Raw genomic sequence first — 15,056 nt, forward strand, 5'->3', positions numbered from 1 at the left:
GGGCATGCCCGCGGGCCCGGTGGGTAGCCGAAGGGCATGCGCAAGCGGAGTCGCGAGGAGTACCAGCGGGGACTGCCCGGCTACCACGACCCGATGGCCGGGGTCGGCGGTGCGCCCTACGCGCGCAGCGCGCTGACCCTGCGGTTGTGGCTGGCCGGGTTCGGGCTGGTGTTCTGCGCCGTCGCGGCGGTGCTGCTGTTCGTGGCCGGGCCGGGAGAGCTGGCCTGGCTGGGCTGGGTGCTCGTGGTGCTGGCGGTGGTCGCCGCCGTGGACCTCGCGTGGGTCGCGCACCGCAAGCTCCGCGGCGAACCCGGCTAGTCGTCCCGGGGCAGCAGCGGGCCGAGCGGTCCGAGGTCCAGGTTGAGGTCGTCGGTGGTGAAGCCGAACCGGTCACGGAGCTCGCCCATGGCCTCCTCCAGCTTCATCAGCGCCAGCCCCAGGTCCTCGACCTGGTCGTCGTCGAGCGTGCCCTGGTCGACCCGGCGCAGCGCCTGGCGTTCCATGAGCTGCCGCAACAGCTCGACGATGGTCAGCACGAGCCGCACCAGGTCGCGCTGCACCGACTCGGCGTCCGTCTCGATGCGGTGCGGCAGTCCCCGCGACCGGTCAGCGCGGTGGTCGTCCGGTGGTCCAGTCATCTCCGGCCGGCTCCCCGTCGTCGATGTGCATCGTGGCCTGGTTGATCGAGGTGATGATGGCCCGCAGCGACACGCGCACCAGGTCGACGCCCGCCAGGGAGATGGTGATGTCGCCGGTGAGCACCACCCCGCCGGCGAGCAACCGGTCGAGCAGGTCGACGAGCGCGATCTCCCGGGCGTCCCGGACCGACCGCGGGCCGGCCTCCGTGACCACGCCGCTCATCGCCGCTCCTCGACGTCGACCACCGCGAAGGAGTACGGGGCCCACGGCCCGGTGAGCTCCACCCGCAGGGAGCTGTCGCGCACGGCCTCGTCGACCGCGGCCCGGAACTCCTCCGTCCGCGCGTCGTCCACCAGGTACGCGCCGTTCAACACCATCATGCCCTGGTAGCCCGCCAGGTCCTTGTTCTGCGGCGGGTGCACCCGCACCGCGTCGGCGATCGCGGCCAGCGCTTCGTGCACCTCACCCGCACGCTCCACGGCCTCGCCCTCCGCACGGGCACGGCCCTCCTTGCGCTTGCGGAGCTTGCCGAGGTAGGCCCGCCCCGGGCTCTCCGCCTGCGCGTCCTCGCCGGAGTCCTCGGCCCCCTCCGGAGCGCTGAGCTCGGCGTAGGCCTTGACGCCCCACTCCGTGCGGCCGGTGATCAGGTCGAGGACGCCGAGGAACTCCTCCGCCCGCTCCTGGAGGGCCGCCCGGACGCGGTCGTCGTCGTAGTAGACCGTGGCCAGCGCCAGCGGCGCGACCGTCGCGACGGCGGCGGCCGCGTCGACGACGCTGTTGTGCTCCCACACCGTCCGCTCCAGCCACCGCAGGTCCTCGAGGTGCTCGCGGAGCCCCTGCTCGCCGAACTCCTCGGCGCTGACCGTGCTGACCAGGGCGGCCAGCTCCCCGGCGGCGACCTTGCGCACCTCCGCGCCCGCGATGCCCTTCACCTCGGACGGCGGGGCGGCGTCGTGCCGCAGGATGGCGTAGACGTAGGACAGCGTCTCAGTCACGGTCCTCCTCCTCGGGGATGGGTCGAGGCGACAGCCGGCGCGGCTCCGCGGTGCGCTCGTCCGCGCCGGGGAGGGACTCGGCGTCCGAGGTCTCGCCTTCCAGCTCACGCACCCGGGATCGCAGCTGCCGGTTCTCCTCGGCCAGGTTCCGGCTGCCGGAGGACAGGGTCGGGTCGTGCTCCCACCAGTCGATCCCCATCTCGCGGGCGCGCTCCACCGAGGCGACCACGAGGCGGAGCTTGATGGTGAGCAGCTCGATGTCGAGCAGGTTCACCTGGATGTCGCCGACGATGACGATGCCCTTGTCCAGCACGCGCTCGAGGATGTCGGCGAGGTTGGCGCCCTCCTGCTGCCGCGCGGGGGGCGCCGAGCGCTGCTGGCCGTACCAGGCGGGCGCCCGCCCGGCACCGCCTCGGGAGTCGTCGCGGTCGTGGCCGGTCATCGTCCGTCGCCTCGCCCTCTGGCATAGCGGTCAACCCGGCGGTAGGAGAGCAGGTCACCGTCGTGGTCCAGTTCCGCCTGGTACACCGCGAGGATGTCCGCGGTGTCCGGGACCCGGCGGCTCTCCACGACCTCGACCCCCACCAGCCATCCCTCGTCCCCGCGCTCGATGGACGTCACTCCCTCGATCTGCCTGCCCGTCAGCTCGTACACGTGGCGGACCGCCAAGTGCGCCGCTTCGGCCGCCTTCAGCGATCGCCTCCTCTCCGCGGGAGCTCGCTCCCGCTCCGCACCGCTCGCTTCCGCCTGGGTGCGCTGCGGTGCGTCCGCACCGCGGCCGCCGGCCCGTTCCGCGGGCTGCTCCTCCGATCGCGGTGGCCTCCTGCCGCGCCGCTCCGCCGGTGGCTCGCGGCCCCGGGCACCATCGCTGCGCGGCGTGGCCATCGCCGATCACGCTTCCCCTGCGTCACGCCGCCGCTGCGCTTCGAAGAGCCGGGCGAGCAGGTGGTCGTGCAGGTCGTCCCGCTCCTGCTCGGTCAGCTCCCCGGCCTCGTAGGCGTCGTCGACGTCGGCCATCTGGCTCTGGATGATGGCCGGGTCGTAGTACTGCTTCTCCGCGTGCTGCTTGACCTGTTCGACCACCCACGCCGCACCGCGGACCGGGGCCAGCGGGAGCGTGAGCAGACCGGTGATGAGCCCCATGTCAGCTCTCCGGCATGAAGTCGTAGGGAGCGAGCGGACCGAGCAGTCGCAGGTTGATCCGCCCGGCCCACCGCTGTCCGAGGTCTTCCACGGCCTGCTCGAAGTCGCCCGTCACCTCGCGGCCGACGAGGAAGGCCACGTGCACGGCGTCGTCCTCGCCCGCGACGTCGTGCCGGTTGGAGGCGACGGCCACCGCTTCCAGCGCCCGGACCATCTCCTCCGCGTCGGCTTCGCGCTTCTGCACCACCGCGTTGTTGACCAGTTCTCCCAGCCGCATCCGCTCCGCGTAGCCCGCCTCCTCGGGCAGGCCGCGAACGGTCTCGCGCAGCTGCTGGATCTCCGGGTCCTCGGCCACGATCTCGCGGATGTGCGCGCTCTCGGCGTACTTGCCCCGGATCGTGAACTGCACCAGGCCAGCCAGCTCGGCGAGCATCTCCTCGAAGCGGTCGTGGTGCGGGGCCAGGAGCTCGTCCACGACGGCTTCCTTGGTCTTGAGCACGGACCCGAAGCGGATGGGGATCACGGTCGCGTCCGCTGCGAGGGTGTCGAGCACCTGTTGGTGCGCCATCAGGTCCTGGCGCTTGCCGAGCGGGCGGGCGAGCGGCAGTTCGCTGATCACGGCCGAGACGTTCCCGTGGGTGGCGAGCTCGACCTTCACGTCGTCGTCACCGACCGCGGGCAGGCCGTCCGGGAGCTCCTCCTGGTGGCCCAGGATCCCGTAGACGTAGAACCCGCGGTCCACCTGACCCTCGTCCGCGACCTGGTCACCTCGTACTGCGTTCGTGGACATCATTCACGCTCCCGACTGCGCGAGGACTCCCGTCTGCGGGCCGTCTGCTTCTCCCGCCGCTCCTCCGCCTCGTCGCGGAACTCGTCGAACTTGTCCTTGGCGGCGTCGATCATCCCCTTGGTCTTGCCCTCCGCACCGCTCTGCGTGGTGCCCTCCACCAGCTCCGTGAGGTCCTTGCCGCCCTTGGCTTCCAGGTCCAGCCGGTTGGTCGCCTCGGCGAACCTCAGGTAGGTGTCCACACTGGCCACGACGACGCGCGCGTCGATCGTGAGGATCTCGATGCCGACCAGGGAGACGCGCACGAACACGTCGATCACCAGGCCCTTGTCGAGGATCAGCTCCACCACGTCCGCGAGGCTGCCGCCTCCCTTCTGGACAGCCCCACCGCCACCTTGCTGCATGCCCGCGACGGTCATGCGATCACCTTCTCCGGCTCGCCGTCACGGGTTCACGGCGGCGCCGCCCGCGACTTCCCTCGACGTCGGGTTCCTCGTCCGCGTCGCTGTCCTCGTGGTCCTCCTCGCCGTACTCGTCCTCGTCCCCGTACTCGTCCTCGTCCCCGTACTCGTCTTCCTCGTAGCCCTCGTCCTCGCGGGGTTCCTCGTCGTACTCGCCGTGCTCCTCGTCGCCCTCGGCCTGGCCGCGCTCGTCCGCGTAGCCTTCCTCCTCGGCGCGGCCGCGCTGCTCCTCTTCCTCTTGCACGGCTTCTTCGTGGGTCCGGACGACCTCCCGGTCCCGGATCTCCCCGCGCCAGCCCTCGATCTGGTCCTGCTCCAAGATGGTCCGCGTCATCATGTGCCGCTTGATGTACTTGAAGTCCGCGCGGACCCGGCGCCCCTGCGCGCGCCACATGTACGCGGTCTTCTCGAAGAACCCCTGCGGGTAGTACTCGAGGACCAGCAGGACCCTGGTCATGTCGGGCGTGATCTCGTGGAACGTGACCGTCCCGTCCACCGTGCCCTTGGCGCCCTTGGAGGTCCAGACGATCCGCTCGTCCGGGACCTGCTCGACGATGGTGGCCTCCCAGCTGCGCTTGGACAGGAAGATCTGCGCCTGCCAGTTGAGCTTCTCGTCGGACTCCTGGTCCACGCTGAGGACCTTCTTGGTCATGCTCGGGAAGTCCTCGAACCGGGTCCACTGGTCGTACACGACGCGGCGCGGCAGACCGAAGTCGTTCTCCTCGATGATGTTGACGACCTTGGCCTTGCCCTTCTTGCCGCCCTTGCTACCGCCGCCGCCTCCACCGCCCATGCCCAGGGCCTCCTTGGTCTTCTCCTTCGCCCCTGCCAGGCCGGCCTTGAGCATCGATCCCATCGGAGAACCCCCCTTGGCCAGTTCCTTGCCCCCGGTCAACGCGGCCGCCAGGCCCGCGCCTCCGTTGCCCGCCGACTCCGTGAGCCGTTCGGTGATCTCCTCGGCCTTCTCGCTGAGGAGGCCCACCGCCCGTTCCCCGACCGCGGCCAGCAGGTCCTGCAGGCCCGCCTTGAGAGGTTCCAGCGGGAGTTCGCTCATCAACCCACCGGAACCGGTGGACCGGCCGGCTTCGGATCGTTCCGTCATGGTCATCACCCCAGCCACGCTCACGACTTCCTGGTGGACGAGGACCGGGGACCGGGCCTCGTCCGGCGCGGGTTCGCCGTCGACGACGAGCTCTTGCGCCGACCGGCCGCACGCCGGGGGGTCTCGGCCGGCTCCTGGTCCGCGTCCCTCGGCTGCGGCACGGACTCCCGCTCCGAGCTGCCGCGCCGCTCCTTCGCCCCCGTCCGGCGCGCGCTCGACGACCGCTCCGGCCGCCGTTGCTCAGCACGCTCCTCCTCGGCTTCGCCGCGCTCCTCCTCGGGCGCCTCCTCAGGTTCTTCCTCGGTCGACCGTCCCGCGAGACCGGAGGCGCGCTCGCCCAGACCGGACGCGCGCTCCCCCACGTCCTCGACGTGGGGAGTCCGCAGACCCGCAGCACGTTCGGTCAAGCTCTCACCGAGCGACTCGATCTTGTTGGTGGCAGCGGCGATCGCGGCGGACTTCGCCGCGTCCAGCAGGCGTTCCCGCGCCTCTCCCGTCAACTTCTTCACCTCGGGAGACGACGCGAGCAGCTCGCCCCCCTTGGTGAGCAGCTCCCTCGGGTTCGGCGTCAGGCGCTTGCCCGCCATCATCCCCGCGGCCGCGATGGCGAGCTTCATCTTCCGACTGCGCCCGAGGACGTAGCCGATCGCCACGGCCAAGGCGATGTGAGGTCCAGATCCCATGGTCAACCCCCTGCCGGTTGCTCCGGCGGGTCGCTCGCCCGCGACTCGACCACCGTCACGTCGCTGCGGCGATTGTCATAGTGCGAGGCTACCCGCTCGCCCGCGCCTCAACACCCGTTGACAGCGTGCCGGTCCACTTCGGGCAAAGATCTCCGGAAACCGTGATCACGTGGGGAAGTTCGGAGTTCGGGACCGCCCCAGCACGCGGGGTCCGGGACGTCGTGCGACCGGCCGCGCGGTCGGTCCCGGACCTCGGGCGGAGCGTGTCGGTCCGGGCGGTGCCGGGTACTGCCGGAGCGTGCAGCTCGTCGAGGAGACGCCGTACCGGTTCCGGATCGACCCGCGCGGTCCGATGCGGGTGCCCGGTGTGGTGTTCACGTCGCGGGCGCTGGCGACGGACGACGGCGCGCTGGAACAGGTCGCCAACGTCGCGACGCTGCCGGGCATCGTCCGCGCCTCCTACGCGATGCCCGACGTGCACTGGGGCTACGGCTTCCCGATCGGCGGGGTCGCCGCCACCGACGTGCGGGCCGGTGGCGTGGTGTCCCCGGGCGGGGTCGGGTTCGACATCTCGTGCGGGGTGCGGCTGCTCGCCGCCGACCTCGAGCGTTCGGACTTCCACCGCGTGGCCGAGCGGATCATGGACGGGCTCAGCCGGGAGACCCCGCGTGGCGCGGGCCGGGGCGCGGTGTGGCAGCTGCCGGGCGACGGCCTGCTGCGGTTGCTCACCGAGGGCGCCCGCTACGCGGTCGAGCGGGGCTGGGGCGGGCAGCGCGACCTCGACCGCTGTGAGGACGGCGGCGCGGTCCCCGACGCCGATCCCGACCGGGTCAGCACCCGTGCCCGGGACCGCGGGCTCGGCCAGGTCGGCAGTCTCGGGTCGGGCAACCACTTCCTGGAGGTGCAGGCCGTCGACGCGGTCTACGACGAGCGCACCGCCACCGCGTTCGGTCTGCACCTCGACCAGGTGTGCGTGATGATCCACTGTGGATCACGCGGGCTCGGGCACCAGATCTGCACCGACCACGTGCGGCGGATGGACGAGACCATGGCCGACCGCGGGATCACGGTGCCGGACCGCCAGCTGGCGTGCGCGCCCGCGGACTCCCCGGACGGACGCGCCTACCTGGCGGCGATGGCCGCGGCGGCGAACTACGCCCGTGCGAACCGCCACGTGCTCGGCGTCGCGGCCGGCGAGGTCCTGCGCGAGGTGACCGGGCGCGGTCTGGACCTGGTGTACGACACCTCGCACAACCTCGCCAGGATCGAGCAGCACGACGTCGACGGTGACCGCCGCACGCTGTGCGTGCACCGCAAGGGCGCCACCCGCGCGCTCCCGCCCGGGCACCCCGAGCTGCCGCCGGACCTGCGGGAGGTCGGGCAGCCCGTGCTCATCCCGGGGTCGATGGGCACCGCGTCCTACGTGCTGGCCGGGGTGCCCGAGGGGGACGCGTTCCACTCGACCTGCCACGGCGCCGGGCGCACGCGCAGCCGCCACCAGGCCGCGCGCACCACCGACGCGCGGCAGCTGCGGCGGGACCTGGAGCGCCACGGCGTCGTGGTGCGCGGGAACTCGGCGCGCGGCCTGGCCGAGGAGGCCCCGACCGCCTACAAGGACGTCGACGCCGTGGTGTCCGTGGCCGAGGGCGCCGGGCTGTGCCGCAAGGTCGCCCGGCTCGTGCCGCTGGGCGTGGTGAAGGGGTGAGCGGCGGGTTCGAGCACCTGCCGCACACCGCCGACATCCGGTTCCAGGCGTGGGGCGGCACCCGCGAGGAGTGCCTGGAGCAGGCCGCGCGGGCGCTGGTCGCCGCGTTCGCCGACGTCGCCGAGGACGCCCCGGCGCGCACCAGCGAGGTGGTGCTCGGCGGCGACGACGAGCAGGTGCTGCTGGCCGTGCTGGACGAGATCGTCTACCGGCTCGACGTCGAGGGCACCGTGCCGCGGGACGTCGGCGTCCGGACCACGTCCTCGGGGACCGTCCTCCGCCTGTCCGAAGTGGACGCCGACCGGGTGCGGTTCACCGGGGCCGCGCCGAAGGCGATCTCGCTGCACGGGTTCTCCTTCACCCACGACCAGCGCGGGTGGCGGTGCGAGATCACAGTGGACGTCTGATCACGGTTCGTCCCGGACGAAGCGGAGGTAGCGCTCGGCGGAGCGCTGCACGACGCGGTCCGCCCCGCTGAGGATCACCGCGTCCCACCACGCGCCGTAGAGCGCCTCGAAGCGGTACTGCGCGAGCGTGCGGGCGGCCCGCTCGACCACGCTGGGCCGCTCCGGGACGAGGTTCGGGTAGCTGTACATGAACGCCACGTGCGTGCGGTCCGGGATGACCTGCACGATGTCGCCGCTGAACAGCGCACCGTCCCCGCGGTCCCAGTGCAGCACCGTGCCGCCGGTGAAGTGCACCCCCAGGTTGATCAGCGTCAGGCCGGGCGCGAGCTGCGTCGAGGTGCCCTCCCACAGCTGGATCGCCGGGTCCGGGCGGCCGATCCACTGCGCGTCGCCGGCGTGCAGGTGCACCGGGGCGTCGAAGGCGTGGGCCCACTCCACCATCGTGGTGTAGTAGTGCGGGTGGCTGATCGCGATGCCGTCCAGCCCGCCGAGCTCGCCGATGGTCCGGACGATCTCGTCGTCGAGGTAGGCCACGCAGTCCCACAGGAAGTTGCCGGCCTCGGTGCGCAGCAGCAGGGCCCGCTGCCCGATCGCGAACCGCGGCTCGCAGCCGATGCCCAGCACCTCGCCCTGCTCCCGGATGAGCGCCGTGCGCTCACCGGAGCGCAGCTCCTCCAGGTCGGTCCACTGCTGCCCGTCGGCCGGCACGTACTGGCGCTCGTCCTCGCAGACCGGGCAGTCCGGTCGCGGGTGGGCGTACTGCGTGCCGCAGGTGGCGCAGATCGGCAGCGGAGTGGTGGGCATGGCGGGCGTCCTCTCCGTCGTCACGAGCCGCAGCGTAACGCCGTCGGGACGGCGTGCGGTGGGCTTCCCGTGGAGGAGCGCCCGCAGCCGCGGCGCCCGGGTCCGGCGCGCTCCGGCTCAGCGCGCGGCCGGGCGGACGACGACGACCGGGCAGCGCGCGTGGGTCACGCAGTGCTGGCTCACCGACCCCAGGAGCGCGCCGACGAACCCACCGTGGCCCCGGCTGCCCACCACGAGGAGGTCGGCGTCCCGGGCCCGCTCCAGCAGCGACCCCGCCGCCGGACCGCACACCGCGTCCTGGTGGACGGGAACGGACGTCGCCAGCTCCGCCGCGGTCTCCTCGACGACCCGCCGGAGCACCTGCTCCGCCCGCGTCCGCACCTCCTCGTCCGAGATCACCGGCGGCACGGGCGCGGCCTCGACGAGCACCGGCGGCGCCCACGCGATCAGCGCCGTGACGGTGCCCCCGCACCGTTCGGCGTAGCGCAGCGCCCACCGGAGCGCGTCCCGCGACCCCGGCGAGCCGTCCACCCCGACGACGATCCGCGGCTCGTCCTCGCTCATCTCCCCCACGCTCCGAACCTCGCCCACCGTCCGGTTACCCGCGCGGGCCCGAGCTCGCACCTCGCCGGGTCCCCTGTGGACACCACGGGCGGGCGCCCGCGGGTCGCGCGCCCGCGTCCGGGGTATCCGACGGACGTCGGCGACGAGCGCATGACGGAGGGCGCCATGGGGACACCGGAGCAGCCCGTCGTGGCCGCTGTGGACGGGTCGGAGGGTTCGGCGCGGGCCGCGCGCTGGGCGGCCGAGGAGGCCGGCCGGCGGCACGCGGGACTCCGGCTCGTGATCGTCAACGACGATCCGGTGCGAGCGGAGTTCGCGGAACGGGCGGTGGAGAAGGTCGCGGCGGCGTGCCGCACCCGGACACCGGAGGTCGAGGTCGGCACCGAGGTCGCCGACGGGCATCCCGTCGAGGAGCTGGTGCGCCGCAGCGCCCAGGCGCAGCTGCTGGTGCTCGGCGCTCGCGGGCTCGGCGGCTTCACCGAAGCACTGCTGGGCGGGGTGAGCACGACGGTGGCCACGCACGCGTCGTGCCCGGTGGTCGTCGTGCGCGAGAACGTCCCCACCACCGTGGGGCCGGTGGTCGTCGGGGTGGACGGCTCCCCGAGCAGCCAGCGGGCCCTGCTGTTCGCCCACGACGCGGCCGCCCGGTTGCACGCCGAGCTGGTCGTCGTGCAGGTCTGGCACGAGGTGGGGCTGCTCGCGGGCCTGCTCGCACCGCAGGACCGGGACCGCGTGCAGCAGGAGGTCGAGCGGTCGCTGGCGGAGCAGACCGCCACGGTGCGCGACCTGCGGCCGGAGGTCCGCACCCGCGAGGTGGTCGAGCGCGGCCACCCGGTGGCGGCGCTGATCGACGCCTCCCGCGACGCGCGGCTGCTCGTCGTGGGGCACCGAGGGGTCGGGGGCTTCGACGGGGTGTTCCTGGGCTCGGTGGCGGCCGGGGTGCTGCACCACGCCGTGTGCCCGGTGGCCGTGGTCCGCGACACCGGGGGGACGCGCTGACCGGTCCCGCCCGCGGGGCGCCGCGGCTAGCATGGCCGCGGCGGCCCCGGCCGTCGCGTCCACGGCCACCGAACCCCGGCAAGCGCCGGGAAGACCCGCTCGGGGGTGCTCATGTGCCGCAGCATCAAGACGCTCCGCCCGCCCTACGCCGAGGAGGTCACCGAGGGTGACGTGCGCGCGGCGGCGTTGCAGTACGTCCGCAAGGTCTCCGGCTTCCGGCAGCCCGCCGCGCACAACGCCGCGGCGTTCGAGCAGGCCGTCGACGAGGTCGAGCGCGCCACCGCGAAGCTGCTCGCGTCGTTGCAGGTGCGTGGCGGCCGGACCCGCACCTGACACCTCCACCGCCTCCCGCACCTGCCCCCGACCCTGGAGTTGATCGCCCTTGCAGACCGCGACGGCCGCGTTGCAGGACGTCCAGACGCACTACTGCGCCGGCGGGTCCGGACCGGCCGTGGTGTTCGTGCACGGCTTGGCCGAGGACCACCGCAGCTGGCGGCGCCAGCAGGAGGAGTTCACCGACCACCGCACCTACGCCTACGACGTCCGCGGCCACGGGTCGAGCACGCTCGGAGCCGCCGACGGCACCGTGGCGCAGCTGCGCGATGACCTGGTGGCGTTCCTGGCCGAGGTCTCCGGGCCCGCGGTGTGCGTCGGGTTCTCCCTGGGCGGCACCGTCGTGCTCTCCGCCGCTGCGCACCGCCCCGACCTGGTCACCGGGGTGGTCGTGCTCGGCACGTCCTCGGTGGTGGGCCGGCGGGCGGCCGAGGCCAACCGCGAGCGCGCGGCGGAGGCCGGCGATCCCACCGCGCTGCTCGACGCACTGCGCGCGGACACCCGGACGATGCTGCACAACCCTTCGGTGGACGTCGAGGAGGTGGTCGCGCGCCGGGCCGCGGCGGTCGGCGACGGCGCGGGCTACGCCAACGCGCTCACCGCGATGGCCGGGATCCACGACGACCCGCTGACGCCCGCGCTCGCGGCGATCACCTGCCCGGTCACCGTGATCGGCGCGGAGCACGACGCGCTCTGCCCGCGCAAGGCGGCCGACCTCCTCCTCGAAGGCCTTCCCCACGCGAGCTACGTGGAGATCCCGGACGCGGGCCACCTGATGAACGTCGACAACCCGGACGCCGTCACGGCCGCGCTGCGCACCGCGCTGGGCTGAACCGAGCGCCCGCCGGAACGCCGGGAGGGCGGCTGCGGACGAACCGCAACCGCCCTCCCGGACAGGCCGCCGACGGGTCAGGCGTCCACGCGCTCCGGCTCGGAGCGCCCCTTCGCGGGGCGGACCAGCTTCGCCCACAGCGGCCAGGTCAGCAGCACCGCGATCACCACGTAGACCGCGATGGCCAACGGCGAGTTCACCAGTCCGGTCAGCGACCCGTCGCTGATCTGCAACGCGCGCCGCATCTGCAGCTCGGCGGCCGGGCCGAGGATGACGCCGACGATCGCCGGGAGCACCGGCAACCCGTAGCGGCGCATCACGAACCCGATGACACCGATGAGGAACAGCAGCACCAGGTCCATCACCTCACCGCCGATGGCGTACGCGCCGACGCTGGCGAAGAACAGGATCCCGGCGTAGAGGTACGGGCGCGGGATCTGCAGCAGCTTGGCCCACACCGGCGCCAGCGGCAGGTTGATGACCAGCAGCAGCACCAGGCCGACGAACATGCTCGCGATGAGCGCCCACACCAGGTCGGCCTCGCGCTCGAACAGCAACGGCCCGGGCTGGATGCCGTACTGCTGGAACGCCGCCAGCATCACCGCGGCCACCGACGTGGTCGGCAGGCCCAGGGTGAGCATGGTGACCATCGTGCCCGCGGCGCTGGAGGTCGAGGTCGACTCGGGTCCGGCGACCCCCTCGATCGCGCCCGTGCCCCAGTCGCCCTTCTTCCGCGCGAGCTGCTTCTCCAGCGTGTAGGACAGGAACGTGGGCATTTCCGCACCGCCCGCGGGGATCGCGCCGAACGGGAACCCGATCAGCGGTCCGCGCAGCCACGGCTTCCACGCCCGCCTCAGGTCCTGCTTGCCCAGCCAAGGACGCCCGACCGACAGCGGCTTCTCCTGGGTGTGCCGCAGGTGCGCGGCGACCCACAGCGACTCGCCGACGGCGAACAGCCCGACCGCCACGACCACGATGTCGATGCCGTCGGCCAGCTGCAGCCAGCCGAAGGTCAACCGGGCCTGGCCGCTCATCTGGTCCAGCCCGACCAGCCCCATCGTCAGGCCGATCAGCAGCGAGGCGAACCCGCGGACCCGCGAGCTGCCCAGCACGGTCGCGGTCGCGGCGAAGGCGAGCACCATGAACGCGAAGTAGTCCGGCGCGCCGATGTTGACCGCGTAGCCCGCGATGACCGGCGCCAGCAGCACCAGCAGGACCAGGCCGACCAGGCCGCCGACGAAGTGGCCGATCGCCGCCGCGGCCAGGGCCTGCGAGCCGCGGCCCCGCTTGGCCATCTTGTTGCCTTCGATCGCCACCACCACCGCCGCGCTCTCGCCGGGGGTGTTGAGCAGGATCGAGGTCGTCGAGCCGCCGAACATGCCGCCGAAGTAGATGCCGGCGAACATGATGAACGCGCCGGTGGGGTCCAGCGCGTAGGTCACCGGCAGCAGCAGCGCCACCGCCATCGCCGGGCCGATGCCGGGCAGCACGCCCACCGCGGTGCCCAGCAGCACGCCGATCGCGGCGAACAGCAGGTGCTCCGGGGTCAGCGCGGTGCCGAAACCCGCCAGGAGGTTGGACAGGTCCATCGGTCAGATCACCCCCATCAGCGGGCCACCGGGCAGCGGGACGCCGAGCAGGTTGTTGAACGCCAGCCAGGTGAGCACCGCGACGACCGCCGAGACCAGCGGGTCGCGCACGAAGTTCCGGCTGCCCAGCGAGTAGGCCGCGCCCCAGAACAGGACCGCCGACGACGCCGGGAAGCCGATCACGTTGATCAGCGCCGCGTTGAGCAGGAAGAACCCGGACAGCAGCAACAGCGTCCGCCAGTCGGTCGGCGCCTCCAGGTCGACGTCCTCGCCGCCCTCGGCCTCACCGCGCCCGCCGCGCAGCACGTCGACGGCCAGCAGGACCGAGACCACGACCAGCAGCGTGCCCACGAGGAGCGGCACCGCGGTCGGGCCCACCGGGCCGCGCTGGGCGAAGTCGGTGGACATGGTCATCGCGTCCACCAGCACCAGCACGCCCACCGCGAGCAGCAGCACGCACAGGCCCAGCTCGGAGTGCGCCTTCCACCAGCTCTGGCGCGACGGTTCGGCCTCCGGGCGTTCGGTGTCCACAGCAGTGCTCATGCCACCCCCAGTTCCGCGAGGACCGAGGCCACCCGGTCGTTCTCCGACTCGAGGAAGGTCCCGAAGTCGTCACCGGTCTGGAACGCGTCCGACCAGCCGTTGACCCGCATCGCCTCGCGCCACTGCTCGGTGTCGTGCAGGCGGGTGAACAGCCCGATCAGCTTCTCCCGCTCGGTGTCGGTGAGCCCCGGGGGCGCGACGATGCCGCGCCAGTTGGTGAAGGTGACGTCCACCCCGGACTCCTGCAGGGTCGGGGCGTCGATGCCGGGCACCCGCTCGGGGCTGGTCACCGCCAGCGCCCGCAGCTCGCCCGCGGCGATCTGGTCGCGGGTCTCGCCGATCCCGGACACGCCGAAGGCGACCTTGCTGCCCAGCACCGAGGCCATCAGCTCGCCACCGCCGTCGAACGGCACGTAGTTGACGTCCTTGGCCGGCAGGCCGATCCCGCGCGCGGTCAGCATCGTCGCCAGGTGGTCCGGGCCGCCCGGCGAGGAACCGCCGCCCACCGGGACCGCTCCGGGGTTTGCCTTCCACGCCCCGACCAGGTCGCCGATCGTGCGGTACGGCGAGTCCTTGGCCACCACGATCACGTCGGCTTCCTCGGTCAGCTTCGCGATCGGCGTGGTGTCCTGCAGCGACACCGGCGAGTGGTTCGTGTACACCGAGCCCACCACGCCCAGCCCCATGGACATCACCAGCGCGCCGTTGCCCGACTCGCCGACCAGCCGGCCCAGGCCGACGGTGCCGCCGGCGCCGGGCAGGTTGAAGACCTCGGTCGGCCCGTTCAGCCCGGTGTCCTCGACGGCCTTCACCGCGGTGCGCGCGGTGATGTCGTACCCGCCGCCGGGGGTGTTGGGCACCATGACCCGCAGACCGCGGACCTGGGACCCCGCCGCGTCATCCCGCCCCGAGCCGAGCAGGGGCGGCACCAGGAGCACCAGCAGTGCTGCCCCCAGCACCGCCAGCGCGACTTGGATCTTGCGCATCATCACCTCACTGTGACCCCGATCTCGTACCGACCGGGTGGTAGGTGATCCTGCCCCCGCGCACCGCGCGCCGTCTCGCTTCCGGAACTGTCGGAAGTACTGGAACTTGTGTAACCGCGGGGGACCGCCCCGGCCGACTGGCGGCCGGGCCCACTCGCACCGCCTGGTCGCAGTCCGCGTACCGACGGTCGGGCGACGGTCGGTGACCGCACGGCGAGTAGGATCCGGGCGGCGCAACCAGGAGCCACCCGGTGCCGCACCCCGGTGGCGGAACAGCGAGGAGTGGAAGTCATGGGTTCGCTCAGTGCCTGGCACTGGCTGGTCGTGCTCATCGCGGCCGTGCTGCTGTTCGGCTCGTCGAAGCTGCCCCAGATGGCCCGCTCGCTGGGCCAGTCCGCCCGCGTGCTCAAGGCCGAGGTGCGCGGCATGAAGGCCGACGAGGAAGCGGCTGCGCGGCCCGCCGAGGGCGAGCCGCGCAGCTGAC

General features: G+C 72.8%; 22 protein-coding genes. 7 read left to right on the plus strand and 15 right to left on the minus strand.

Features of this window, described 5'->3' with window-relative positions; all coding sequences use genetic code 11:
- Positions 1–36: 36 nt before the first annotated feature.
- Positions 37–318, plus strand: coding sequence for a DUF6343 family protein (locus HNR68_RS17960; RefSeq protein ID WP_179722658.1), 282 nt, complete (start codon positions 37–39; stop codon positions 316–318).
- Here HNR68_RS17960 and HNR68_RS17965 read toward each other — a convergent pair.
- From HNR68_RS17965 to HNR68_RS18010, 10 genes are read right to left on the minus strand one after another with little or no spacing between them, the layout of a single operon-like run.
- Positions 315–638, minus strand: coding sequence for a gas vesicle protein K (locus HNR68_RS17965; protein ID WP_179722660.1), 324 nt, complete (start codon positions 636–638; stop codon positions 315–317). The two genes, HNR68_RS17960 and HNR68_RS17965, sit on opposite strands and share 4 nt — an antisense overlap.
- Complete coding sequence (locus tag HNR68_RS17970) at positions 607–861, minus strand: gas vesicle protein (RefSeq protein WP_246330478.1); 255 nt, start codon at positions 859–861, stop codon at positions 607–609. Before HNR68_RS17970 ends, HNR68_RS17965 begins: the two co-directional genes overlap by 32 nt.
- Positions 858–1,634: a GvpL/GvpF family gas vesicle protein gene (locus HNR68_RS17975; RefSeq protein ID WP_179722662.1), complete on the minus strand. Its 777-nt coding sequence runs from the start codon at positions 1,632–1,634 to the stop codon at positions 858–860. The genes HNR68_RS17970 and HNR68_RS17975 overlap by 4 nt, the downstream gene beginning before the upstream one ends.
- Positions 1,627–2,076 carry a gas vesicle protein gene (locus tag HNR68_RS17980; RefSeq protein ID WP_179722664.1) on the minus strand — a complete coding sequence of 150 codons (450 nt, stop codon included), beginning with the start codon at positions 2,074–2,076 and terminating at the stop codon, positions 1,627–1,629. Before HNR68_RS17980 ends, HNR68_RS17975 begins: the two co-directional genes overlap by 8 nt.
- A complete protein-coding gene (locus HNR68_RS27250) occupies positions 2,073–2,519 on the minus strand; it encodes a gas vesicle protein GvpO (protein WP_179722666.1) in 447 nt (148 codons plus the stop codon). The genes HNR68_RS17980 and HNR68_RS27250 overlap by 4 nt, the downstream gene beginning before the upstream one ends.
- 6 nt (positions 2,520–2,525) lie before the next feature.
- The gene (locus tag HNR68_RS17990) at positions 2,526–2,777 is read right to left on the minus strand and encodes a gas vesicle protein GvpG (RefSeq protein WP_179722668.1); all 252 of its coding nucleotides are present in this window, start codon (positions 2,775–2,777) and stop codon (positions 2,526–2,528) included.
- 1 nt (position 2,778) lies between these two features.
- A complete protein-coding gene (locus tag HNR68_RS17995; protein ID WP_246330479.1) occupies positions 2,779–3,570 on the minus strand; it encodes a GvpL/GvpF family gas vesicle protein in 792 nt (263 codons plus the stop codon).
- Complete coding sequence (gene gvpJ / locus HNR68_RS18000; RefSeq protein ID WP_179722670.1) at positions 3,567–3,983, minus strand: gas vesicle protein GvpJ; 417 nt, start codon at positions 3,981–3,983, stop codon at positions 3,567–3,569. The genes HNR68_RS17995 and gvpJ overlap by 4 nt, the downstream gene beginning before the upstream one ends.
- A gap of 4 nt (positions 3,984–3,987) precedes the next feature.
- Positions 3,988–5,127: an SRPBCC family protein gene (locus tag HNR68_RS18005; RefSeq protein ID WP_246330480.1), complete on the minus strand. Its 1,140-nt coding sequence runs from the start codon at positions 5,125–5,127 to the stop codon at positions 3,988–3,990.
- A gap of 20 nt (positions 5,128–5,147) precedes the next feature.
- Positions 5,148–5,810, minus strand: coding sequence for a hypothetical protein (locus HNR68_RS18010; protein WP_246330481.1), 663 nt, complete (start codon positions 5,808–5,810; stop codon positions 5,148–5,150).
- 298 nt (positions 5,811–6,108) lie between these two features.
- Between HNR68_RS18010 and HNR68_RS18015 the strand changes: the two genes are divergently transcribed.
- Both HNR68_RS18015 and HNR68_RS18020 read left to right on the plus strand, forming a co-directional pair.
- Positions 6,109–7,515 (plus strand): RtcB family protein, encoded by a 1,407-nt coding sequence (locus HNR68_RS18015; protein ID WP_179722672.1) that lies wholly within the window; start codon positions 6,109–6,111, stop codon positions 7,513–7,515.
- Positions 7,512–7,922, plus strand: coding sequence for an archease (locus HNR68_RS18020; protein ID WP_179722674.1), 411 nt, complete (start codon positions 7,512–7,514; stop codon positions 7,920–7,922). The genes HNR68_RS18015 and HNR68_RS18020 overlap by 4 nt, the downstream gene beginning before the upstream one ends.
- On the opposite strand, the gene HNR68_RS18025 is transcribed toward HNR68_RS18020, so the two are convergent.
- Positions 7,923–8,726 (minus strand): MBL fold metallo-hydrolase, encoded by an 804-nt coding sequence (locus tag HNR68_RS18025; protein WP_179725190.1) that lies wholly within the window; start codon positions 8,724–8,726, stop codon positions 7,923–7,925.
- Positions 8,727–8,843: 117 nt separating this feature from the next.
- The gene (locus tag HNR68_RS18030; protein ID WP_179722676.1) at positions 8,844–9,290 is read right to left on the minus strand and encodes a universal stress protein; all 447 of its coding nucleotides are present in this window, start codon (positions 9,288–9,290) and stop codon (positions 8,844–8,846) included.
- Positions 9,291–9,455: 165 nt separating this feature from the next.
- Here HNR68_RS18030 and HNR68_RS18035 point away from each other — a divergent pair, with 165 nt between their 5' ends.
- The 3 genes from HNR68_RS18035 (at position 9,456) to HNR68_RS18045 (ending at position 11,454) form a co-directional block, all read left to right on the plus strand.
- The gene (locus HNR68_RS18035; protein WP_179722678.1) at positions 9,456–10,289 is read left to right on the plus strand and encodes a universal stress protein; all 834 of its coding nucleotides are present in this window, start codon (positions 9,456–9,458) and stop codon (positions 10,287–10,289) included.
- 111 nt (positions 10,290–10,400) lie between these two features.
- Entirely contained in the window at positions 10,401–10,622 is a 222-nt protein-coding gene (locus tag HNR68_RS18040) for a DUF2277 domain-containing protein (RefSeq protein WP_179722680.1), read from the plus strand.
- 49 nt (positions 10,623–10,671) lie between these two features.
- On the plus strand, positions 10,672–11,454 hold the full coding sequence (locus HNR68_RS18045; protein WP_179722682.1) for an alpha/beta fold hydrolase: 783 nt from the start codon (positions 10,672–10,674) through the stop codon (positions 11,452–11,454).
- A 77-nt stretch (positions 11,455–11,531) separates the two neighbouring features.
- On the opposite strand, the gene HNR68_RS18050 is transcribed toward HNR68_RS18045, so the two are convergent.
- The 3 genes from HNR68_RS18050 to HNR68_RS18060 are packed head-to-tail and all read right to left on the minus strand — an operon-like array spanning position 11,532 to position 14,572.
- On the minus strand, positions 11,532–13,043 hold the full coding sequence (locus tag HNR68_RS18050) for a tripartite tricarboxylate transporter permease (RefSeq protein WP_179722684.1): 1,512 nt from the start codon (positions 13,041–13,043) through the stop codon (positions 11,532–11,534).
- 3 nt (positions 13,044–13,046) lie between these two features.
- Complete coding sequence (locus tag HNR68_RS18055; protein WP_179722686.1) at positions 13,047–13,586, minus strand: tripartite tricarboxylate transporter TctB family protein; 540 nt, start codon at positions 13,584–13,586, stop codon at positions 13,047–13,049.
- Complete coding sequence (locus HNR68_RS18060) at positions 13,583–14,572, minus strand: Bug family tripartite tricarboxylate transporter substrate binding protein (RefSeq protein WP_179722688.1); 990 nt, start codon at positions 14,570–14,572, stop codon at positions 13,583–13,585. Before HNR68_RS18060 ends, HNR68_RS18055 begins: the two co-directional genes overlap by 4 nt.
- Before the next feature lie 291 nt (positions 14,573–14,863).
- Here HNR68_RS18060 and tatA point away from each other — a divergent pair, with 291 nt between their 5' ends.
- Entirely contained in the window at positions 14,864–15,055 is a 192-nt protein-coding gene (gene tatA / locus HNR68_RS18065) for a Sec-independent protein translocase subunit TatA (RefSeq protein WP_179722690.1), read from the plus strand.
- Position 15,056: the final 1 nt, after the last annotated feature.

Source organism: Saccharopolyspora hordei (assembly GCF_013410345.1).
Taxonomy (GTDB): Bacteria; Actinomycetota; Actinomycetes; order Mycobacteriales; family Pseudonocardiaceae; genus Saccharopolyspora; species Saccharopolyspora hordei.

What these genes read in the sequence shown, in the direction of transcription:
- HNR68_RS18060 (WP_179722688.1), bottom strand. Translation starts at nt 14,572, where the DNA reads ATGCGCAAGATCCAAGTCGCGCTGGCGGTGCTGGGGGCAGCACTGCTG.
- HNR68_RS18030 (WP_179722676.1), bottom strand. Translation starts at nt 9,290, where the DNA reads ATGAGCGAGGACGAGCCGCGGATCGTCGTCGGGGTGGACGGCTCGCCG.
- HNR68_RS17990 (WP_179722668.1), bottom strand. Translation starts at nt 2,777, where the DNA reads ATGGGGCTCATCACCGGTCTGCTCACGCTCCCGCTGGCCCCGGTCCGC.
- HNR68_RS17970 (WP_246330478.1), bottom strand. Translation starts at nt 861, where the DNA reads ATGAGCGGCGTGGTCACGGAGGCCGGCCCGCGGTCGGTCCGGGACGCC.
- gvpJ (WP_179722670.1), bottom strand. Translation starts at nt 3,983, where the DNA reads ATGACCGTCGCGGGCATGCAGCAAGGTGGCGGTGGGGCTGTCCAGAAG.
- tatA (WP_179722690.1), top strand. Translation starts at nt 14,864, where the DNA reads ATGGGTTCGCTCAGTGCCTGGCACTGGCTGGTCGTGCTCATCGCGGCC.
- HNR68_RS18010 (WP_246330481.1), bottom strand. Translation starts at nt 5,810, where the DNA reads ATGGGATCTGGACCTCACATCGCCTTGGCCGTGGCGATCGGCTACGTC.
- HNR68_RS27250 (WP_179722666.1), bottom strand. Translation starts at nt 2,519, where the DNA reads ATGGCCACGCCGCGCAGCGATGGTGCCCGGGGCCGCGAGCCACCGGCG.
- HNR68_RS17995 (WP_246330479.1), bottom strand. Translation starts at nt 3,570, where the DNA reads ATGATGTCCACGAACGCAGTACGAGGTGACCAGGTCGCGGACGAGGGT.
- HNR68_RS18050 (WP_179722684.1), bottom strand. Translation starts at nt 13,043, where the DNA reads ATGGACCTGTCCAACCTCCTGGCGGGTTTCGGCACCGCGCTGACCCCG.
- HNR68_RS18055 (WP_179722686.1), bottom strand. Translation starts at nt 13,586, where the DNA reads ATGAGCACTGCTGTGGACACCGAACGCCCGGAGGCCGAACCGTCGCGC.
- HNR68_RS17965 (WP_179722660.1), bottom strand. Translation starts at nt 638, where the DNA reads ATGACTGGACCACCGGACGACCACCGCGCTGACCGGTCGCGGGGACTG.
- HNR68_RS17980 (WP_179722664.1), bottom strand. Translation starts at nt 2,076, where the DNA reads ATGACCGGCCACGACCGCGACGACTCCCGAGGCGGTGCCGGGCGGGCG.
- HNR68_RS18035 (WP_179722678.1), top strand. Translation starts at nt 9,456, where the DNA reads ATGGGGACACCGGAGCAGCCCGTCGTGGCCGCTGTGGACGGGTCGGAG.
- HNR68_RS18005 (WP_246330480.1), bottom strand. Translation starts at nt 5,127, where the DNA reads ATGACGGAACGATCCGAAGCCGGCCGGTCCACCGGTTCCGGTGGGTTG.
- HNR68_RS18025 (WP_179725190.1), bottom strand. Translation starts at nt 8,726, where the DNA reads ATGCCCACCACTCCGCTGCCGATCTGCGCCACCTGCGGCACGCAGTAC.
- HNR68_RS18040 (WP_179722680.1), top strand. Translation starts at nt 10,401, where the DNA reads ATGTGCCGCAGCATCAAGACGCTCCGCCCGCCCTACGCCGAGGAGGTC.
- HNR68_RS17960 (WP_179722658.1), top strand. Translation starts at nt 37, where the DNA reads ATGCGCAAGCGGAGTCGCGAGGAGTACCAGCGGGGACTGCCCGGCTAC.